The following is an 18743-nucleotide window of genomic DNA, read 5'->3' as shown; positions in this document are numbered from 1 at the left end:
TACGACCTAGTAGGAGATGCAATCCTCATGACAGACGCACTCAAGCGCCTTTCCGACGAAGGCGTCGCGATCTGGCTGGACGACCTGTCGCGCAAGCGGATCACGTCCGGCAACCTCGCCGAGCTGATCGACCAGAGCCATGTCGTGGGCGTCACGACGAACCCCTCGATCTTCCAGAAGGCCATCAGCAGCGGTGACGGTTACGAGCAGCAGCTCACCGACCTCGCCGCCCGCGGGGTCACCGTCGAAGAGGCCATCCGCATGATCACGACGGCGGACGTCCGTGACGCCGCCGACATCCTGCGCCCGGTCTTCGACGCGACGGGCGGCCAGGACGGCCGCGTGTCGATCGAGGTCGACCCGCGCCTGGCCCACAACACCCAGGCGACGATCGCCGAGGCCAAGCAGCTCGCGTGGCTGGTGGACCGCCCGAACACGCTCATCAAGATCCCGGCGACGAAGGCGGGCCTGCCCGCGATCACCGAGGTCATCGCCAAGGGCATCAGCGTGAACGTGACGCTGATCTTCTCGCTCGAGCGCTACCGCGAGGTCATGGACGCGTTCGTGGCGGGCCTGGAGAAGGCGAAGGCCGCGGGCCTCGACCTCTCCACGATCCACTCGGTGGCGTCCTTCTTCGTGTCCCGCGTGGACACCGAGATCGACAAGCGCCTCGACGGCATCGGCACGGACGAGGCCAAGGCCGCCAAGGGCAAGGCCGCCCTCGCCAACGCCCGTCTCGCGTACGAGGCGTACGAGGAGGTCTTCTCCTCGGACCGCTGGGCCGCGCTCGACAAGGCGCAGGCCAACAAGCAGCGTCCGCTGTGGGCCTCCACCGGCGTCAAGGACCCGGCGTACAAGGACACCCTGTACGTCGACGACCTGGTCGCGCCGAACACGGTGAACACCATGCCGGAGGCGACCCTCGAGGCCGCCGCCGACCACGGCCAGATCACCGGCAACACCGTCGCCGGCACGTACGACGCCGCGCGCGGCGAGATCGAGGCCGTCGAGAAGCTCGGCATCTCGTACGACGAGGTCGTACAGCTGCTGGAGGACGAAGGCGTCGAGAAGTTCGAGGCCTCCTGGAACGACCTGCTCAAGTCGACCGAGGCCGAGCTCAAGCGCCTCGCTCCCTCGAAGGGCTGACCACTTTGTCAAGCAGCAATCCGCTGCGTGACGCCGCAGACCGACGGCTCCCGCGTATCGCGGGGCCGTCGGGCCTGGTCATCTTTGGCGTCACGGGCGATTTGTCCCGTAAAAAGTTGATGCCCGCTGTCTACGACCTCGCCAACCGAGGCCTGTTGCCGCCGGGCTTCTCGCTCATCGGCTTCGCCCGCCGCGACTGGGAGGACGAGGACTTCGCCCAGGTCGTCCACGACGCGGTCAAGCAGCACTCGCGTACGCCGTTCCGTGAAGAGGTCTGGCAGCAGCTCATCCAGGGGATGCGCTTCGTCCAGGGCAACTTCGACGATGACGCCGCGTTCGAGCAGCTCAAGGCCACCATCCAGGACCTCGACAAGGCACAGGGCACGGGCGGCAACTTCGCCTTCTACCTCTCCGTGCCGCCGAAGTTCTTCCCGCAGGTCGTCCAGCAGCTCAAGAAGCACGAGCTCGCCGACGCCCCGCAGGGCTCCTGGCGCCGTGCGGTCATCGAGAAGCCCTTCGGGCACGACCTGGCGTCCGCCAAGGACCTCAACTCGATCGTGCACGAGGTGTTCGCCCCGGACCAGGTGTTCCGGATCGACCACTACCTCGGCAAGGAGACCGTCCAGAACATCCTGGCGCTCCGCTTCGCCAACCAGATGTTCGAGCCGATCTGGAACCGGTCGTACGTGGACCACGTCCAGATCACGATGGCCGAGGACATCGGCATCGGTGGTCGCGCCGGTTACTACGACGGCATCGGCGCCGCCCGTGACGTCATCCAGAACCACCTGCTCCAGCTGATGGCGCTGACCGCGATGGAGGAGCCCGCCTCCTTCGACGCGAACGCGCTCGTGGCCGAGAAGGCGAAGGTGCTCGGCGCCGTTCGGCTGCCCAAGGACCTCGGCGAGAGCACGGTCCGCGGACAGTACGCCGCGGGGTGGCAGGGCGGCGAGAAGGCCGTCGGCTACCTCCAGGAAGAGGGCATCGACCCCAAGTCGAAGACCGACACCTACGCGGCCATCAAGCTGGGCGTCGACAACCGCCGCTGGGCGGGCGTCCCGTTCTACCTGCGCACCGGCAAGCGCCTGGGCCGACGCGTCACGGAGATCGCGGTCGTCTTCCAGCGCGCGCCCCACTCCCCCTTCGACCACACGGCGACGGAGGAACTGGGCCAGAACGCGATCGTCATCCGCGTCCAGCCCGACGAGGGCATCACGGTCCGGTTCGGCTCCAAGGTGCCCGGCACCTCGATGGAGATCCGCGACGTGTCGATGGACTTCGCGTACGGCGAGTCCTTCACCGAGTCCAGCCCGGAGGCGTACGAGCGCCTGATCCTGGACGTCCTGCTCGGCGACGCCAACCTCTTCCCGCGCACGGAGGAGGTCGAGCTCTCCTGGAACATCCTCGACCCGATCGAGGAGTACTGGGACAAGCACGGCAAGCCCGCGCAGTACCCGTCCGGGACCTGGGGCCCGTCCGAGGCGGACGAAATGCTCGCACGAGACGGACGGAGCTGGCGTCGCCCATGAAGATCGACCTTACGGACTCCACGTCCAGCAAGATCAACAAGGCCCTCGTCAAGGGGCGCAGGGCGATCGGCACCCCGGCCGTCGGCATGGTGCTCACCCTCGTCATCGTCACCGACGAGGAGAACGCCTACGACGCCCTGAAGTCGGCCAACGAAGCGTCCCGCGAGCACCCCTCGCGCACGCTGGTCGTCATCAAGCGCGCCGCGCGCTCGCCCCGCGACCGCACGACGTCGCGCCTCGACGCCGAGGTACGGGTCGGCGCGGACGCGGGCACCGGCGAGACAGTGGTCCTTCGGCTGTACGGCGAGGTCATCAACCACGCCCAGTCGGTCGTCCTGCCGCTGCTGCTCCCCGACGCCCCCGTGGTCGTGTGGTGGCCGGTCAACGCGCCGCTCAACCCGGCCAAGGACCCGCTCGGCGCGCTCGCCCAGCGCCGCGTCACGGACACGTACGCCGCCGAGCAGCCGATCCACGAGCTGACCGCGCGCGCCGAGGCCTACCACCCCGGCGACACGGACCTGTCCTGGACCCGGATCACGCCGTGGCGTTCGATGCTCGCGGCGGCTCTCGACCAGGTCACCTGCCGGGTGACGTCGGTCGAGGTGGAGGGCGAGGAGTTCAACCCGAGCTGCGAGCTGCTCGCCATGTGGCTCGCCGACCGGCTCCACGTCCCCGTGAAGCGTTCGCTCTCCGCGGGTCCAGGGCTCACCGGCGTGCGCATGGACACCGACTGCGGTCCCATCGTGCTCGGCCGGGCCGACGGCTCGCTCGCCACGCTCTCCATCCAGGGGCAGCCCGACCGCGCGGTGGCGCTCAAGCGCCGCGAGACGGCCGAGCTGATCGCCGAGGAGCTGCGCCGTCTCGACCCGGACGACACCTACGCGTCCGCGCTGAAGTTCGGCGTGGACCGCCTGGGCGAGCCGGCGGAGGAGACGTCGGTCCCCGCAGTGGAGGAGCCCGCCGAGGCGGCCAAGAAGGCTCCGGCGAAGAAGACCGCGGCCAAGAAGGCGGCGGCGAAGTGACCGCGGCCCCGCAGCTGGTCGTCCACCGCGACAAGGAGCTGATGGCGCAGGCCGCGGCGGCCCGCCTCATCACGAAGATCGTCGACGCGCAGGCCGCCCGCGGCTACGCGTCGGTGGTCCTCACCGGTGGCCGCAACGGCAACGGCCTGCTCGCGGCGCTGAGTTCGTCCCCTGCGAAGGACGCGATCGACTGGTCGCGCCTCGACCTGTGGTGGGGCGACGAGCGCTTCCTGCCGGACGGCGACCCGGAGCGCAACTACACCCAGGCCAAGGAGGCACTGCTCGACTCGGTGCCCCTGAACCCGGCCAGGGTGCATCCGATGCCCGCGTCGGACGGTGCGTACGAGGTGGACGCGGCGGCCGGGATATACGCGGCCGAGCTCACCGCTGCTGCGGGGCCCGAGGACCACGGCCCGGTGCCGACGTTCGACGTGCTGATGCTCGGCGTCGGCCCGGACACCCATGTCGCCTCGCTCTTCCCGGAGTTGCCCGCGGTCCGCGAGAGCGAGCGGACGGTGGTCGGCGTGCACGGCGCGCCCAAGCCGCCGCCCGTGCGCATCACGCTCACGCTCCCGGCGATCCGGGCGGCACGTGAGGTGTGGCTGCTCGCCGCGGGCGAGGACAAGGCGAACGCCGCGGCGATCGCCCTGTCGGGCGCGGGCGAGGTACAGGCCCCCGCTGCGGGCGCGTACGGCAGGGCGCGGACGCTGTGGCTGCTCGACGCCGCCGCGGCCTCGCAGCTGCCGCGCGATCTGTATCCGCCGGCTTCTCCCTGATCGGCTCGCACAGCAGTAGGGCCCGGTCCGCCTCTCGGCGGACCGGGCCCTACTGTTTTCAGCGGATCAACGTCCGCGCAGGGTGCGGTACTTGGCGACGAGTGCCGTCGTCGAACCGTCGAGGTCCGGCACGTCCGCGCCCTCGGTCAGGGCGGGCTCGATGCGCTTGGCGAGGACCTTGCCGAGCTCGACGCCCCACTGGTCGAAGGAGTCGATGTTCCACACGGCGCCCTGCACGAACACCTTGTGTTCGTAGAGCGCGATGAGTTGACCGAGAACCGACGGCGTCAGTTCCTTGGCCAGGATCGTCGTCGTCGGGTGGTTGCCCTTGAACGTCTTGTGCGGGACGAGTTCGTCCGCCACACCCTCGCCGCGCACCTCGTCGGGCGTCTTGCCGAAGGCCAACGCCTGCGTCTGCGCGAAGAAGTTGGCCATCAGGAGGTCGTGCTGGCCGACGAGGCCGGGCAGCAGATCGGCGACGGGCTCGGCGAAGCCGATGAAGTCGGCCGGGATCAACTTCGTTCCCTGGTGGATGAGTTGGTAGTACGCGTGCTGCCCGTTGGTGCCCGGCGTGCCCCAGACCACAGGACCCGTCTGCCAGTCGACCGGCTCGCCGTCACGGTCGACGGACTTGCCGTTGGACTCCATGTCCAGCTGCTGGAGGTAGGCGGTGAACTTGGAGAGGTAGTGCGAGTACGGCAGGACGGCGTGCGACTGGGCGTCGTGGAAGTTGCCGTACCAGATGCCCAACAGGCCAAGGAGCAGCGGCACGTTGGACTCGGCGGGCTCGTTGCGGAAGTGCTCGTCGACGAGGTGGAAACCGTCGAGCATCTCGCGGAAGGCGTCCGGGCCGACGGCGATCATCAGCGAGAGACCGATCGCCGAGTCGAACGAGTAGCGTCCGCCGACCCAGTCCCAGAACTCGAACATGTTGGCCGTGTCGATGCCGAAGTCGGAGACCTTCTCGGCATTCGTCGACAGGGCCACGAAGTGCTTGGCGACCGCGCTCTGGTCGGCGCGCAGGCCCGCCAGGAGCCAGTCGCGCGCGGAGGTCGCGTTCGTGATCGTCTCGATCGTGGTGAACGTCTTCGAGGCGATGATGAACAGCGTCTCGGCCGGGTCCAGGTCCCGCACGGCCTCGTGCAGGTCGGCGCCGTCGACGTTCGACACGAAGCGCACGGTGAGGTCGCGGTCGGTGAAGGACCGGAGCGTCTCGTACGCCATGGCGGGGCCGAGGTCCGAGCCGCCGATGCCGACGTTGACGATGTTCTTGATGCGCTTGCCGGTGTGCCCGGTCCACTCGCCGGAGCGGACCTTGTCCGCGAAGACGGCCATCTTGTCGAGCACGGCGTGCACGGCGGGCACCACGTTCTCGCCGTCGACCTCGACCTCCGCGTCGCGCGGGGCGCGCAGCGCGGTGTGCAGGACGGCGCGGTCCTCGGTGGTGTTGATCTTCTCGCCACGGAACATGGCGTCCCGCAGGCCGAAGACGCCGGTGGCCGCGGCGAGCTCGCGCAGGAGCGTCAGCGTCTCGTCGGTGACGAGGTGCTTGGAGTAGTCGATGTGCAGGTCACCGACCTGGAGCGTGTAGCCGGTGCCGCGCGCCGGATCCTTGGCGAACAGCTCACGAAGCTGCACATCCCCGAGCTGCTCACGGTGCTTGCTGAGCGCCGCCCATTCAGTCGTCTGGTTGAGCCTGGCGCGGCTTTCTGCGTTCATCTCGGACTTCAGCCTTCTCTCGTACCTGTGTACGTACCTTGCCCCGCTGCACGTTCCAACCTAATTGATCAGGGCCCGATATGAGATCTCTGAAGCTGTCTGTCCGGACACGCGCCGGTAAACGCCATGCGAAACGTCATGCGAAAAGCACAGCGGCCGGACATCGTCGGATGTCCGGCCTTCATACGCTCTAGATCTCGCCCCGCAGTTTGGCAAGCGCCTCCGCGAGAATCGCTTCGCCGTCCGCGTCGCTGCGCCGTTCCCGTACGTACGCCAGGTGCGTCTTGTACGGCTCGGTGCGGGGCGGGTCCGGCGGGTTGTCCCGGTCCTGACCGGCGGGGAAGCCGCAGCGGGGGCAGTCCCAAGTATCGGGAACCTGCGCGTCGCTGGCGAAGCTGGGCACCGTCTCGTGTCCGTTGGAGCACCAGAAGGAGATGCGCAGTCGCGGCGCGGACTCACCGCGCTCGGCCTCGCCCATCGGGCCCGCCCCGACCCGACTTCCACGGATCGCGTTGCCACTTGCCACGGTCGTAACTCCCTGCGTGATGGTGCTGCTGCGGGCGCCTCAGTCTACGTAAGGCCCAACGCGCGTCCAGTGTTCGGAGTTACACCCTCACCCCGACACGCAAGCCCCATGATAATCCGCGCCGTGCGGCGCGCACCGTACATGGGGCTTTAAGCGAAGCTTTCGCAAGGTGGCAATCAAGCCGCTTTCGCGGTCAGTTGTTCACCTTCATCAACAGGCCGAGCACGACGATGCACGCGAACCAGCAAAGACCGACCACGACAGTGATGCGGTCGAGGTTGCGTTCGGCGACGGAGGAACCGCCGACGGACGACTGCATGCCGCCACCGAACATGTCGGAGAGACCGCCGCCCTTGCCCTTGTGCATCAGCACCAGCAGCATCATCAGCAGGCTGAAGACGATGAGGGCGATCGAGAACCCCATAACCACAGCTGGACCAACTTCCTCGGATCTGAATCGATTCTCTGTCGACGACGGGGGCCGGTGCCTCTGAGTGAGAAGCCGCCCGGCCCCCGCAAGGGTACGACGTATCGGCGCTACCGCATACTCACTGGTCGCGGAACCGGACGATCTTGACGAACTCGTCCGTGTCGAGCGCGGCGCCGCCGATGAGGGCACCGTCGACGTCGGGCTGCGCCATGATCGCGGCCACGTTGCCGGACTTCACGGAGCCGCCGTACTGGATGCGCACCTTGTCGGCGAGCTCCTGCGAGTACAGCTCGGCGAGGCGGCCGCGGATCGCGCCGCACACCTCCTGGGCGTCCTCGGGAGTCGCGACCTTGCCGGTGCCGATGGCCCACACCGGCTCGTAGGCGATGACGATGGACTCGGCCTGCTCGGCGGGCAGGTCCTTCAGACCGCCGTCGAGCTGGGCGAGGGTGTACTGGATCTGCTCGCCGGCCTCGCGGATGTCCAGGCCCTCGCCGATGCAGAGGATCGGGGTCAGGCCGTGCTTGTAGGCGGCCTTCACCTTGCCGTTGCAGATCTCGTCGGTCTCGTCGTGGTACTGACGGCGCTCGGAGTGGCCCACGGCCACGTACGTGCACTTCAGCTTGGCGAGCATCGGGCCCGAGATCTCGCCGGTGTACGCACCGGTGTCGTGCGCCGAGATGTCCTGGGCGCCGTACTTGATCTTGAGCTTGTCGCCGTCGACCAGGGTCTGCACCGAACGCAGGTCGGTGAAGGGGGGCAGGACGGCGACCTCGACGGCGTCGTAGTCCTTGTCGGCAAGGGCGAAGGCGAGCTTCTGGACGTGTGCGATGGCCTCGAGGTGGTTGAGGTTCATCTTCCAGTTGCCCGCCATCAGCGGGGTACGCGTAGTCATCAGGTGTCAGTTCTCCAGTGCGGCGAGGCCGGGGAGCGTCTTGCCCTCGAGGTATTCGAGGGAGGCGCCGCCGCCGGTGGAAATGTGGCCGAATGCGTTCTCGTCGAAGCCGAGGATCCGTACGGCCGCGGCGGAGTCGCCACCGCCGACGACCGTGAAGGCCTCGGAGTCGAGGAGGGCCTGGGCGACCGCTTTGGTGCCCTCGGCGTAGTCGGGGTGCTCGAAGACACCCATCGGACCGTTCCAGAAGACGGTGGCCGCGTCGGCGAGCTTCGATGCGTAGAGCTTGCAGCTCTCGGGGCCGATGTCGAGACCCCCCTGGCCGGCCGGGATGGCGTCCGCGGCGACTGTGGTGGGGTGGGACGGGGCCTTGGTCTTCAGATCCGGGAACTCGGGGGAGACCAGCACGTCGACGGGGAGGACCAGCTCGACGCCGCTCTCCTTCGCGCGCTTGATGTACTCCTTGACGGTCGGGACCTGGTCCTCCTGGAGGAGGGAGGAGCCGACCTCGTGGCCCTGGGCCTTGAGGAAGGTGTACGCCATGCCGCCACCAATCAGGAGACGGTCGGCCTTGCCGAGCAGTTGGTCGATGACGGCCAGCTTGTCGGAGACCTTGGCGCCGCCCAGCGCGACGACGTACGGGCGCTTGACGTCCTCGGTGAGCTTCTTCAGGACGCCGACCTCGGTGGCGATGAGGTAGCCCGCGTAGTGCGGAAGGCGCGCCGGAAGGTCGTACACGGAGGCGTGCTTGCGGTGCACGGCACCGAAGCCGTCACCCACGTAGACATCGGCGAGGGCGGCGAGCTGGTCGGCGAACTCGCCGCGCTCGGTGTCGTCCTTGCTGGTCTCGCCCGCGTTGAAGCGGAGGTTCTCGATGACGGCGACCTGGCCGGGCTCGAGACCGTCCACCGCGTCGTGCGCGGCGGGGCCGACGGTGTCCTGGGCGAACGCCACGGGCTTGCCGAGGAGTTCACCGAGACGCTCGGCGGCGGGCAGGAGCGAGAACACCGGGTCCGGGGCGCCCTTGGGGCGGCCGAGGTGCGAGGCGACGATCACCTTGGCGCCCGCGCCCGCGAGCTTGGTGACGGTCGGCAGGACGGCGCGGATGCGGCCGTCGTCGGTGATGGTGCCGTCGGCGAGCGGCACATTGAGGTCGGCGCGGACGAAGACCCGCTTGCCCTCGACCCCTTCGGCGAGAAGTTCGTCGATCGTCTTCATGGCTGGACTCCAGGACTCCTTAAGAGGGCTGATGACGTGCAACAGGGTCCGGACCACGCAGTATCGCGTGGTCCGGACCCAGTGCTTACATCGAGGTGCCTGCTCTGGTGATCAGAGCTGACCGCCGACGAAGACCGTGAGGTCGACGAGGCGGTTGGAGTAGCCCCACTCGTTGTCATACCAGCCGAGGATCTTCACCGTCTTGCCCTCCTGGACCATGGTCAGGGAGGAGTCGAAGGTGCAGGAGGCCGGGTCGCTCACGATGTCGGACGACACGATCGGGTCCTCGGTGTAGAAGAGGATGCCCTTGAGGTCGCCGTCGTCGGCGGCCTTCTTGAACGCGGCGTTGACCTCGTCCTTGGTGACGTCACGCTGCAGGTCGACGACGAGGTCGGTGGCGGAGCCGGTCGGGACCGGGACGCGCATCGCGATGCCGTCGAGCTTGCCCTTGAGCTGCGGAAGGACCAGAGCGGTGGCCTTGGCGGCACCGGTCGTGGTCGGAATGATGTTCTCGGCGGCGGCGCGGGCGCGACGCAGGTCCGAGTGCGGGAAGTCCAGGATGCGCTGGTCGTTGGTGTACGCGTGCACCGTCGTCATCAGGCCCTTGACGATGCCGAAGTTCTCGTCGAGAACCTTCGCCATCGGCGCCACACAGTTGGTGGTACAAGAGGCGTTCGAGATGACGTGGTGGTTGGCCGCGTCGTACTTGTCCTGGTTGACGCCCATCACGATGGTGATGTCTTCATCCTTGGCCGGAGCCGAGATGAGGACCTTCTTGGCGCCACCGGCGATGTGCTTCTCGGCATCGGCCTTCTTGGTGAAGATGCCGGTCGACTCGATCACGATGTCGACGCCGAGCTTGCCCCACGGGATGTCGGCGGGGTTGCGCTCGGACAGCACCTTGATGGTGTGGCCGTCGACCGTGATGGTGTCCTCGGTGTGCGACACCTCGGCCTTGAGGCGGCCCAGGATGGTGTCGTACTTCAGGAGGTGAGCCGTAGTCGCGGTGTCACCCAGGTCGTTGACAGCCACGATCTCGATGTCCGCACCCTGCTCAAGCAGCGCTCGGAAGTAATTGCGCCCGATGCGGCCGAAGCCGTTGATGCCTACGCGGATCGTCACGAACCGATCTCCTCGTTGGTACGCCGGTTTCAGACGCCGGCGAGATGTATGGGATGTCCCCGACCGCCTCCGACCCTACCTCTCTGATGGCCTTTGGGTGACATCGACAGGGGGTCCGAACAGCACGGCGGCCCGTACCCCCGAGTAGGAAGTACGAGCCACCGGGATCACGCTCCCGACTACGCAGCGTCAGCGGCGCAGATGTGCAAGGGAGGCGCCCATAAGAGCAGTCCGCTCGGCACTGTTGGGTACATGCTCGAACCCGAAGCCGAGGAGCACGCTGTCACGCGCTGTGACGGCCGCATGGGGCTTGTAGAGCTCGCCCGTACGGGCCCAGTCACCCGTGATGTTGGCGCTTCCGGCGGGCGCCGGAGCGACCGCCCAGGTGCCCAGAGAGGCCTCGAATCCCTCCGTCTCCGTCGCGTTGCCCCCTACCACAACCTGCGCGTTGTCGGCAAAGAGTCCGCGGCCCCCGCTGGAGGGGTCGGTGATGGCGCTGAGCGACACCTCGACCTTCTTGCCCGCGTAGGCGCTCAGGTCGAAGGAGACGGGCTTCCAGCCGCCGGAGGATCCCGTGAAGCTGTTCCAGGCGCCGCTGGTGCCGCTCGCCGTGCAGCCGGTGGCCGACTGCGTCAGGTAGTGGCGCAGGAACGGGTGGCCGTTGATGAAGAACCCGGCCCCGCACTCGGCGGGCACGGCCGCAGACGAGTTGCCGTTCGTGTCCGGGAGCGTGGTCCAGTCGTCGGCGCCGGTGGTGTGCGCCTCCAGTACGCCGTGGTCGTAGCCGTTCTCGAGGTTCCAGTTGAGCGCGAACCGCAGCTCCGGCTTGTCCGCGGCCGTGACCCCGGTCAGGTCGATGGTGTGGGTCAGGCGCTTCCAGTCCTGGTCGGCGTGGGTCGCCGATGCCATGCCCTGGCCCTCGAAGGGTGCGTAGGGGTTGGTGAGGCCGGGGTAGCTGCCTGCCGCCGCGCTCTTGAACTGCGGGAACTTGTCGGCGGGCAGGCTGTCGGACGTGACGGTGAAACGGCCCGCCTTGTCCAGGGGGTTGGCGTCGGCGGCGCCCAGCGACGCCTTCACGCCGTCGAGCGCGCCGCTGCCGGCGAAGCTGGTGGCGCCGGGTGCGGAGAGGCGTTCGTACGCACCGAGGTAGTACTGCGCGAAGTCGTCGGAGAGCGCGCCCCCGAGGTCCACGTTTCCGCCGGTGCGCTCGCCGGACTCGATCAGCTTGCCGCCCTCGTTGAGGTAGGCGCGCAGGGCGAGCTGGGTGGCCGCCCCCGGTACCGGGTCGCCGGTGTAGTGGACGACCGCGGAGAAGTGCGACAGGACGCCCAGCGGGTGCGGAGCGCCCTGCTCGGCGACGTCCCAGACGACGGCCGAACGTCCGTTGGCCTTGAGGGCGTCCACGTACTTCTGGGCCTGGGTCGCGGCGGCACCCTCTTCGGCCACGACGAGGGTGTTGGCCTTCGCCCGCTCGGTCACGGTGTACGTGAAGTGCGGGCTCTCCGTACGCCCCTTCTTGTTGCGGCCGGTGAACCACACCTCGACCTTGTCGCCCACGCGGGCGTCCTCGACCTCGGCGCGGTACTGGTCGAAGTGGAGGTTGTCCTCACCGCCGTACGTCTCGCCGCCCTTCCAGGCCTTGAGGTTCTCGTCGTGCGTACGGCCGCCGTTGACGCGGTAGTTGAGCTCCTTGTCGCGCACCGACTTGCGGGCGGTGACGGCGACTTCCTGGTCCGCTCCGCGCGCGTACGAGGCGGTGAAGGCGTCCGGCGTGAAGTCGGGGGCCTCGATGCCGGGTACGGAGACCGGCTGGTCGGGGTGGAGCGCGGTCTCGGCGACGGCGAGCGCGAACGGCACGTTCTTCGCGAACTCCTGCTGGATCAGCTTCTCGTCGTCCGGGAAGGTGAAGATGGAGGCGCAGTCCTCGGGCTTCCAGGCGTCGTTCGGGTCGATGTTCGAGGCCGTCTGGCAGGTCGACATCTCCGGCGTGAACATCGACATGCCGTTCACGTTGCCCGCGTGGCCGTCCGCCTCGCCGTTGGTGGTGTAGAGCTCCGAGGAGACCTGCGGGTGGTAGCCGGGGACGGCGGGCTTCTCCGGGGTGCCGTTCAGCGCCTTGTAGAGGACGTCGTCCGGGCTCGGCGTGGCGACCTGCCAGCCGATTCCGTAGAGGAGCAGTTCGGCCGCCGAGTGGTAGTTGATGCCGTACGTGAAGCCGATGCGCTTCTCGAAGCGGTCGAGCGCCTTGGTCTCGGGCTCGGACATGGGGCCCGCGCCCCGGTAGGTCTCCGAGGACGGCTCGGGGGACGAACCCTCGTTGTCGTAGCCCCACTTGTAGGCGAAGTTGCGGTTGAGGTCGACGCCGTCGCCCGCCGCGATCTTGCCGTCGCCGTCGATGTCGCGGAGGTTCTTGCGCCACTGGCGGTCGCCGTCGGCGGCGTGCGTGAAGTCGTAGCCGTCGGGGTTGGCGGAGAGCACGAACCACAGCTCGGTGGAGTCCACGAGCTTCGTGATGCGCTGGTCCTTGCCGTAGTTGTCGAGGTAGTGGTGCATCAGGCGGCGGGTCATCTCGGGGGTGATCCACTCGCGCGCGTGCTGGTTGGACATGTAGAGCGTGGACGGCTTGGAGCCGTCCTTGGACTTGTTCGCACCCTTGGAGAGCTTCAGAGCGAGGATGTCCTGGCCCTTGAGCGTCTTGCCGATGGAGACGACCTTGGTGAGCCCGGGGTGGGCCTGACCGGTCTTGACGATCTCCTCCTTCAGGCCCCCCTTGCCGCTGTACGGCCTGAAGACGCCGTCCCCCGCGGCCTTCAGCTTCTGCTCCGTACGTGCGGAGACCTTCTGCTCGGTGAGCTCGACGCCCTCGCGCTCGACGCCCTTGGCCTGCGCCTTCGTCAGATAGACCTCGACGCGGGCGGTGCCGCGCTCGGGGGCCTGTCCCGCGAGCTCGTGGGCGTCCTGGCCCGCCTCGATGAGGATCGGGATCTGCTTCTTGCTGACCTGGGCCTCGTAGACCTTCACGGCCGCCGGATCGTCGGTGGCCGGGGCCTTCGCCCCGCTGTCGGCCTGGGCGTGCGGCACGGCGACGAGCCCGCCGACGAGCAGCGCGCCCGCGGCGACGACCGATCTGAAACCGGCTCTGGATCTCACTCTTCGTCTCATGAGCCCCCCTTGCGGTTGTCCAGCACATTTGTGTGCGGACGCCAGGCTCGTGACACTTCATGATCATGTCAATATGGCGTGAAGGGCGACACGAAAAGGGACGCAAAGAAGCCGCCGGGGCCTTGGCGGCCCCGGCGGCTTGCGTGCCGTACGACGACGGTCAGACCGCCATGTTGTCGGCGAGCTCCTCGCTCAGATTGGACTCCGTGCCCGCGATCCCGAGGTCCTGCGCCCGCTTGTCCGCCATGGCGAGAAGGCGGCGGATGCGGCCCGCGACCGCGTCCTTCGTCAGCGCGGGCTCGGCGAGCGCGCCGAGCTCCTCCAGGGAGGCCTGCTTGTGGTCCATGCGCAGCCGTCCGGCCGCCGCGAGGTGCTCGGGGACCTCGTCGCCGAGGATCTCCAGGGCACGCTGCACGCGGGCACCGGCGGCGACGGCCGCGCGGGCCGAGCGGCGCAGGTTGGCGTCGTCGAAGTTGGCCAGGCGGTTGGCGGTGGCGCGCACCTCGCGCCGCATCCGCCGCTCCTCCCAGGCGAGCACGGACTCGTGGGCGCCGAGCCGGGTGAGCAGGGCGCCGATCGCGTCCCCGTCCCTGACGACGACGCGGTCCACGCCGCGCACCTCACGCGCCTTGGCCGCGATCTGCAGCCTGCGCGCGGCGCCGACGAGCGCGAGGGCCGCCTCAGGACCCGGGCAGGTCACCTCGAGGGACGAGGAGCGCCCCGGCTCGGTCAGTGAGCCGTGCGCGAGGAACGCCCCGCGCCACGCCGCCTCGGCGTCACAGGTGGCCCCCGAGACCACCTGTGGCGGCAGGCCTCTGATGGGGCGGCCTCGGCCGTCCACGAGGCCCGTCTGCCGGGCCAGCTGATCGCCGCCCGCCACGACCCGTACGACATAGCGCGAGCCGCGCCGCAGCCCGCCGGGAGCCATCACGATCAGCTCCGAGCTGTGTCCGAAAATCTCAAGAATGTCCCGCTTCAGCCGCCGTGCGGCCATCGCCGTGTCCAGCTCCGCCTCGATCACGATGCGGCCACTCACCAAGTGAAGGCCGCCCGCGAAGCGCAGGATGGCCGAGACCTCTGCCTTTCTGCAGCAGGTCCGGGTGACGGGAAGCCGGGAGATTTCGTCCTTCACCGCTGCCGTCATCGCCATGGGCCGATCCTTCCATGCATCCGAAAAATACGGTCGTACGCGGTGGCCAGGAGCTCCGGATCGTGCCTCGGAGTGCCATCCTGCCTGGCCACCGGCGCCAGCTCGACCGTGGCGCCGAGCCGCTTGGCGGCATCGGTGAGTGACTCACGGTCGGGCACGGCGGCGTCGTCGGCCAGCACCACGTCCAGGGCGAGTTTAGGGGCGTGTCGGGCCAAAACCTCCAAATGACGCTGCGGAGAGAACCCATCTGTTTCACCGGGTTGTGGCGCGAGGTTCAGCGAGAGCACCCTGCGGGCCTTCGTCTGGATGAGCGCGTCGAGCAGTTCGGGGACGAGCAGATGCGGGATCACGGACGAGAACCAGGAGCCCGGACCGAGCACCACCCAGTCCGCGTCGAGCACGGCGGCGACCGCTTCGGGGACGGCCGGCGGGTCGCGCGGGACCACGTGCACGGACTGCACCTCACCCGGGGTGAGCGCCACCGTGGCCTGCCCGCGCACCGTGTCCACGTCGTCCGGGCGCTCCGGGTCGTGCCCCTTGACCAGGGCCTGGAGCTCCAGCGGGACCGCGGACATGGGCAGCACGCGCCCGTGCGCGCCGAGCAGCTTGCCGACCAGGTCGAGCGCCTGGACGTGATCGCCGAGCTGCTCCCACAGGGCGACGATCAGCAGATTGCCGACCGCGTGTTCGTGCAGATCGCCCTTGGACTGGAAGCGGTGCTGGATGACGCGGCTCCACGTCTGGCCCCAGTCGTCGTCGCCGCACAGGGCGGCGAGCGCCTTGCGCAGGTCGCCCGGGGGCAGGACGCCCAGTTCGTCGCGGAGCCGCCCGCTGGAGCCGCCGTCGTCGGCGACGGTGACCACGGCGGTGAGGTCACCGGTGATGCGGCGAAGACCGGCGAGCGAGGCGGACAGGCCCATCCCGCCGCCGAGCGCCACGACCTTGGGCTGAGCGCCCCGCTTGCGGCCCAGGCGGTTCAGCCGCAGGGAGGACTTCACTCGCGCCCCATGTCCCGATGGACGAGGACGGTCTCGACGCCCTCGGAGACGAGGCGCGCTGCGAGCTTCTCCGACATGGCGACGGAGCGGTGCTTGCCACCCGTACAGCCGACCGCGATCGTCACGTAACGCTTGCCCTCGCGGCGGTAGCCCGCGGCGATGAGCTGGAGCAGCTCGGCGTACCGGTCGAGGAACTCCTTGGCGCCCGGCTGGTTGAAGACGTACGCCGCCACCTCCTCGTTGAGCCCGGTGTACTGGCGCAGCTCCGGGACCCAGTGGGGGTTGGGCAGGAAGCGCATGTCCACGACGAGGTCCGCGTCGACCGGCAGGCCGTACTTGAAGCCGAAGGACATGACGGTGGCCCGCAGCTCGGGCTCCTCGTCGCCCGCGAACGAGGCGTCCATCTTGGCGCGCAGCTCGTGCACGTTCAGGCTGGACGTGTCGATCACCAGGTCGGCGTCGCCGCGCAGCTCGCGCAGGAGCTCGCGCTCGGCCTCGATGCCGTCGACGATGCGGCCGTCGCCCTGCAGCGGGTGGGGGCGGCGGACCGACTCGAAGCGGCGGACCAGGGCGTCGTCCGAGGACTCCAGGAAGACGATCCGGCGGGTGACGTGCTTGGCCTCCAGGTCCGCGAGGGACTGGCGCAGATTGTCGAAGAAGCGGCGGCCGCGGACGTCGACGACGACCGCGATGCGGGCGACGTTCCCCTGCGAGCGGGCGCCGAGCTCCACCATGGTGGGGATCAGCGCGGGCGGCAGGTTGTCGACGACGAACCAGCCGAGGTCCTCGAGACACTTCGCCGCGGTGCTGCGTCCGGCTCCCGACATGCCGGAGATGATCACCAGCTCGGGAACCACTTCGGCGGTCTCACCTGGCGTGATGGTCGTGCCCGTACTCACTTGCTCGCCGCCTTCGTCGTGCTCGGTGGTCATGTCTCCTGCCCCCGTCGTTCCTCTGAGGTGCCCGCGGTCACGGGATCCTCGCCGTCGCCCGCGGCTCCCGCGCTCGCGGGCTCCTCTTCTTCAATGATCTCTCCGGTCGCCGTGTTCACGGCGGGTCCGGCGGGTACGGCTCCGGCCAGGGCCACGACGATCGACTCGGCCGTCTTGCGGCCTATGCCCGGAACCTCGCAGATCTGCTCGATTGTCGCGGACCGCAGCTTCTTCACGGAACCGAAGTGCTTGATCAGCGTCTGCTTGCGCGCGTCACCGAGGCCCGGCACGGCGTCCAGCGGTCCGGCCTTGAAGCGCTTGGCCCGCTTGGCCCGCTGATACGTGATCGCGAAACGGTGCGCCTCGTCGCGTACCCGCTGGAGAAGGTACAGGCCTTCGCTGGTGCGCGGCAGGATCACCGGGTCGTCGTCGCCGGGCACCCAGACCTCTTCGAGGCGCTTGGCGAGGCCGCAGACCGCGATGTCGTCGATGCCGAGCTCGTCGAGGGCCCGCTGGGCCGCCGCGACCTGCGGCTGGCCGCCGTCCACGACGACGAGCTGGGGCGGGTAGGCGAAGCGCTTGGGACGGCCGTCCTCCTCGGTGCGGCTGTTCGTCTCGGCGGTCACCTCGCCGTTCGCCGCGTCGATCTCGCCGGACCGGCCCGCTCCGCCGGTCCCGCCGGCCTCTTCGGGGTCCCACTCCCCCGTCTGCTGCTTGTCGGAGAGGTAGCGCTTGAAGCGGCGCGTGAGCACCTCGTGCATGGAGCGGACGTCGTCCTGGCCCTCGAAGCCCTTGATCTGGAAGCGGCGGTACTCGCTCTTGCGTGCGAGGCCGTCCTCGAACACGACCATGGAGGCCACGACGTCGTCTCCCTGGAGGTGCGAGATGTCGTAGCACTCGATGCGCAGCGGGGCGCTGTCCAGTTCGAGCGCCTCCGCGATCTCCTCCAGGGCGCGCGAGCGGGTCGTGAGGTCGGAGGCGCGCTTGGTCTTGTGAAGGACGAGGGACTGCTGCGCGTTGCGCGCCACGGTCTCCATGAGCGCCTTCTTGTCGCCGCGCTGCGGGATGCGCAGCGAGACGTTCGAACCACGGCGCTCGGTGAGCCACTCCTGGACGGGCTCTACGGGCTCGGGCAGCGCGGGGACGAGGACTTCCTTCGGTACGGAGTCCCCGCTCTCCTCTCCGTAGAGCTGCTGGAGGGCGTGCTCGACGAGGTCACCGCTGGTGACCGCCTCGACCTTGTCGGTGACCCAGCCGCGCTGACCGCGCACGCGGCCGCCACGGACGTGGAAGATCTGGACGGCCGCTTCGAGCTCGTCCTCGGCGAGGGCGATGAGGTCGGCGTCCGTGGCGTCGGCGAGGACGACGGCGCTCTTCTCCATGGCCTTCTTGAGGGCCCCGACGTCGTCGCGCAGGCGGGCCGCCTTCTCGTACTCCATGTCCTCGGCGGCCTCGGCCATCTGCCGCTCGACGCGGCGGATGTAAGCCCCCGTGCGGCCGGTCATGAACTCGCAGAAGTCCTCGGCGAGTTCGCGGTGCTCCTGCGGGGAGACGCGCTCGACGCAGGGCGCCGCGCACTTGCCGATGTAGCCGAGGAGGCAGGGGCGGCCGGTGCGCTCGGCGTTCTTGAAGACTCCCGCCGAGCAGGTGCGGACCGGGAAGACACGCAGGAGGAGGTCCACGGTGTCGCGGATCGCCCACGCGTGGCCGTAAGGGCCGAAGTAGCGGACGCCCTTCTTCTTCTGGCCGCGCATCACCTGCACGCGCGGGAACTCCTCGTTCATCGTCACCGCGAGATACGGATAGCTCTTGTCGTCGCGGTACTTGACGTTGAACCGGGGGTCGAATTCCTTGATCCAGGAGTATTCGAGCTGCAGCGCCTCTACCTCGGTGGAGACGACCGTCCACTCGACGGAGGCTGCCGTCGTCACCATCGTGGCGGTGCGCGGGTGCAGATTCGAGAGGTCCTGGAAGTAACTGGCCAGGCGCTGGCGCAGGCTCTTGGCCTTGCCCACGTAGATCACCCGGCGGTGTTCGTCGCGGAACCGATAGACCCCCGGCGAGTCGGGGATCTGTCCCGGCTTGGGGCGGTAGCTGGAGGGGTCTGCCATGCTCCAC

At 68.8% G+C, this 18743-nt stretch carries 15 protein-coding genes; 4 read left to right on the top strand and 11 right to left on the bottom strand.

Annotation, left to right across the window (positions count from 1 at the left end):
* The first annotated feature begins 27 nt into the window (after positions 1–27).
* Genes tal through pgl form a run of 4 tightly spaced genes read left to right on the top strand, consistent with a single transcriptional unit; the run spans position 28 to position 4473 of the window.
* Positions 28–1146 carry a transaldolase gene (gene tal, locus ACWFRJ_RS25610; protein ID WP_453535313.1) on the top strand — a complete coding sequence of 373 codons (1119 nt, stop codon included), beginning with the start codon at positions 28–30 and terminating at the stop codon, positions 1144–1146.
* 5 nt (positions 1147–1151) lie between these two features.
* Positions 1152–2675: a glucose-6-phosphate dehydrogenase gene (gene zwf, locus ACWFRJ_RS25605; RefSeq protein WP_453535310.1), complete on the top strand. Its 1524-nt coding sequence runs from the start codon at positions 1152–1154 to the stop codon at positions 2673–2675.
* Positions 2672–3697, top strand: a complete 1026-nt coding sequence (gene opcA / locus ACWFRJ_RS25600; protein WP_453535307.1) for a glucose-6-phosphate dehydrogenase assembly protein OpcA — start codon at positions 2672–2674, stop codon at positions 3695–3697. The genes zwf and opcA overlap by 4 nt, the downstream gene beginning before the upstream one ends.
* Positions 3694–4473, top strand: a complete 780-nt coding sequence (gene pgl / locus ACWFRJ_RS25595) for a 6-phosphogluconolactonase (protein ID WP_453535304.1) — start codon at positions 3694–3696, stop codon at positions 4471–4473. Before opcA ends, pgl begins: the two co-directional genes overlap by 4 nt.
* A gap of 66 nt (positions 4474–4539) precedes the next feature.
* On the opposite strand, the gene pgi is transcribed toward pgl, so the two are convergent.
* The 11 genes from pgi to uvrC form a co-directional block, all read right to left on the bottom strand.
* Complete coding sequence (gene pgi, locus ACWFRJ_RS25590; RefSeq protein WP_453535301.1) at positions 4540–6192, bottom strand: glucose-6-phosphate isomerase; 1653 nt, start codon at positions 6190–6192, stop codon at positions 4540–4542.
* A 190-nt stretch (positions 6193–6382) separates the two neighbouring features.
* Positions 6383–6718 carry an RNA polymerase-binding protein RbpA gene (locus ACWFRJ_RS25585; protein WP_078077905.1) on the bottom strand — a complete coding sequence of 112 codons (336 nt, stop codon included), beginning with the start codon at positions 6716–6718 and terminating at the stop codon, positions 6383–6385.
* Between the two features lie 193 nt (positions 6719–6911).
* Positions 6912–7142, bottom strand: a complete 231-nt coding sequence (secG, locus tag ACWFRJ_RS25580; protein ID WP_383283369.1) for a preprotein translocase subunit SecG — start codon at positions 7140–7142, stop codon at positions 6912–6914.
* Between the two features lie 124 nt (positions 7143–7266).
* Positions 7267–8043, bottom strand: coding sequence for a triose-phosphate isomerase (gene tpiA, locus ACWFRJ_RS25575; protein ID WP_453535296.1), 777 nt, complete (start codon positions 8041–8043; stop codon positions 7267–7269).
* A 6-nt stretch (positions 8044–8049) separates the two neighbouring features.
* A complete protein-coding gene (locus ACWFRJ_RS25570; RefSeq protein ID WP_453535293.1) occupies positions 8050–9261 on the bottom strand; it encodes a phosphoglycerate kinase in 1212 nt (403 codons plus the stop codon).
* A 111-nt stretch (positions 9262–9372) separates the two neighbouring features.
* Positions 9373–10383: a type I glyceraldehyde-3-phosphate dehydrogenase gene (gap, locus tag ACWFRJ_RS25565; RefSeq protein ID WP_453535289.1), complete on the bottom strand. Its 1011-nt coding sequence runs from the start codon at positions 10381–10383 to the stop codon at positions 9373–9375.
* A 189-nt stretch (positions 10384–10572) separates the two neighbouring features.
* Positions 10573–13545 (bottom strand): M14 family zinc carboxypeptidase, encoded by a 2973-nt coding sequence (locus ACWFRJ_RS25560; protein WP_453535286.1) that lies wholly within the window; start codon positions 13543–13545, stop codon positions 10573–10575.
* A 160-nt stretch (positions 13546–13705) separates the two neighbouring features.
* Positions 13706–14695: a DNA-binding protein WhiA gene (whiA, locus tag ACWFRJ_RS25555; protein ID WP_383282218.1), complete on the bottom strand. Its 990-nt coding sequence runs from the start codon at positions 14693–14695 to the stop codon at positions 13706–13708.
* Positions 14686–15693: a gluconeogenesis factor YvcK family protein gene (locus ACWFRJ_RS25550; protein ID WP_453535281.1), complete on the bottom strand. Its 1008-nt coding sequence runs from the start codon at positions 15691–15693 to the stop codon at positions 14686–14688. Before ACWFRJ_RS25550 ends, whiA begins: the two co-directional genes overlap by 10 nt.
* A complete protein-coding gene (gene rapZ, locus ACWFRJ_RS25545) occupies positions 15690–16625 on the bottom strand; it encodes an RNase adapter RapZ (protein ID WP_453535278.1) in 936 nt (311 codons plus the stop codon). The genes ACWFRJ_RS25550 and rapZ overlap by 4 nt, the downstream gene beginning before the upstream one ends.
* The gene (gene uvrC / locus ACWFRJ_RS25540) at positions 16622–18736 is read right to left on the bottom strand and encodes an excinuclease ABC subunit UvrC (RefSeq protein ID WP_453535276.1); all 2115 of its coding nucleotides are present in this window, start codon (positions 18734–18736) and stop codon (positions 16622–16624) included. The genes rapZ and uvrC overlap by 4 nt, the downstream gene beginning before the upstream one ends.
* Between the last annotated feature and the right edge of the window lie 7 nt (positions 18737–18743).

It is taken from the genome of Streptomyces sp. NPDC055239 (assembly GCF_053606205.1).
The sequence above is the reverse complement of the archived record's forward strand: the minus strand, read 5'-3'. Positions and strand labels throughout refer to the sequence as shown.

Coding starts and splice junctions, on each gene's coding strand:
- ACWFRJ_RS25570 (WP_453535293.1), bottom strand. CDS start 9,261: ATGAAGACGATCGACGAACTTCTCGCCGAAGGGGTCGAGGGCAAGCGG.
- secG (WP_383283369.1), bottom strand. CDS start 7,142: ATGGGGTTCTCGATCGCCCTCATCGTCTTCAGCCTGCTGATGATGCTG.
- tpiA (WP_453535296.1), bottom strand. CDS start 8,043: ATGACTACGCGTACCCCGCTGATGGCGGGCAACTGGAAGATGAACCTC.
- pgi (WP_453535301.1), bottom strand. CDS start 6,192: ATGAACGCAGAAAGCCGCGCCAGGCTCAACCAGACGACTGAATGGGCG.
- tal (WP_453535313.1), top strand. CDS start 28: ATGACAGACGCACTCAAGCGCCTTTCCGACGAAGGCGTCGCGATCTGG.
- opcA (WP_453535307.1), top strand. CDS start 2,672: ATGAAGATCGACCTTACGGACTCCACGTCCAGCAAGATCAACAAGGCC.
- uvrC (WP_453535276.1), bottom strand. CDS start 18,736: ATGGCAGACCCCTCCAGCTACCGCCCCAAGCCGGGACAGATCCCCGAC.
- ACWFRJ_RS25560 (WP_453535286.1), bottom strand. CDS start 13,545: ATGAGACGAAGAGTGAGATCCAGAGCCGGTTTCAGATCGGTCGTCGCC.
- rapZ (WP_453535278.1), bottom strand. CDS start 16,625: ATGACCACCGAGCACGACGAAGGCGGCGAGCAAGTGAGTACGGGCACG.
- whiA (WP_383282218.1), bottom strand. CDS start 14,695: ATGGCGATGACGGCAGCGGTGAAGGACGAAATCTCCCGGCTTCCCGTC.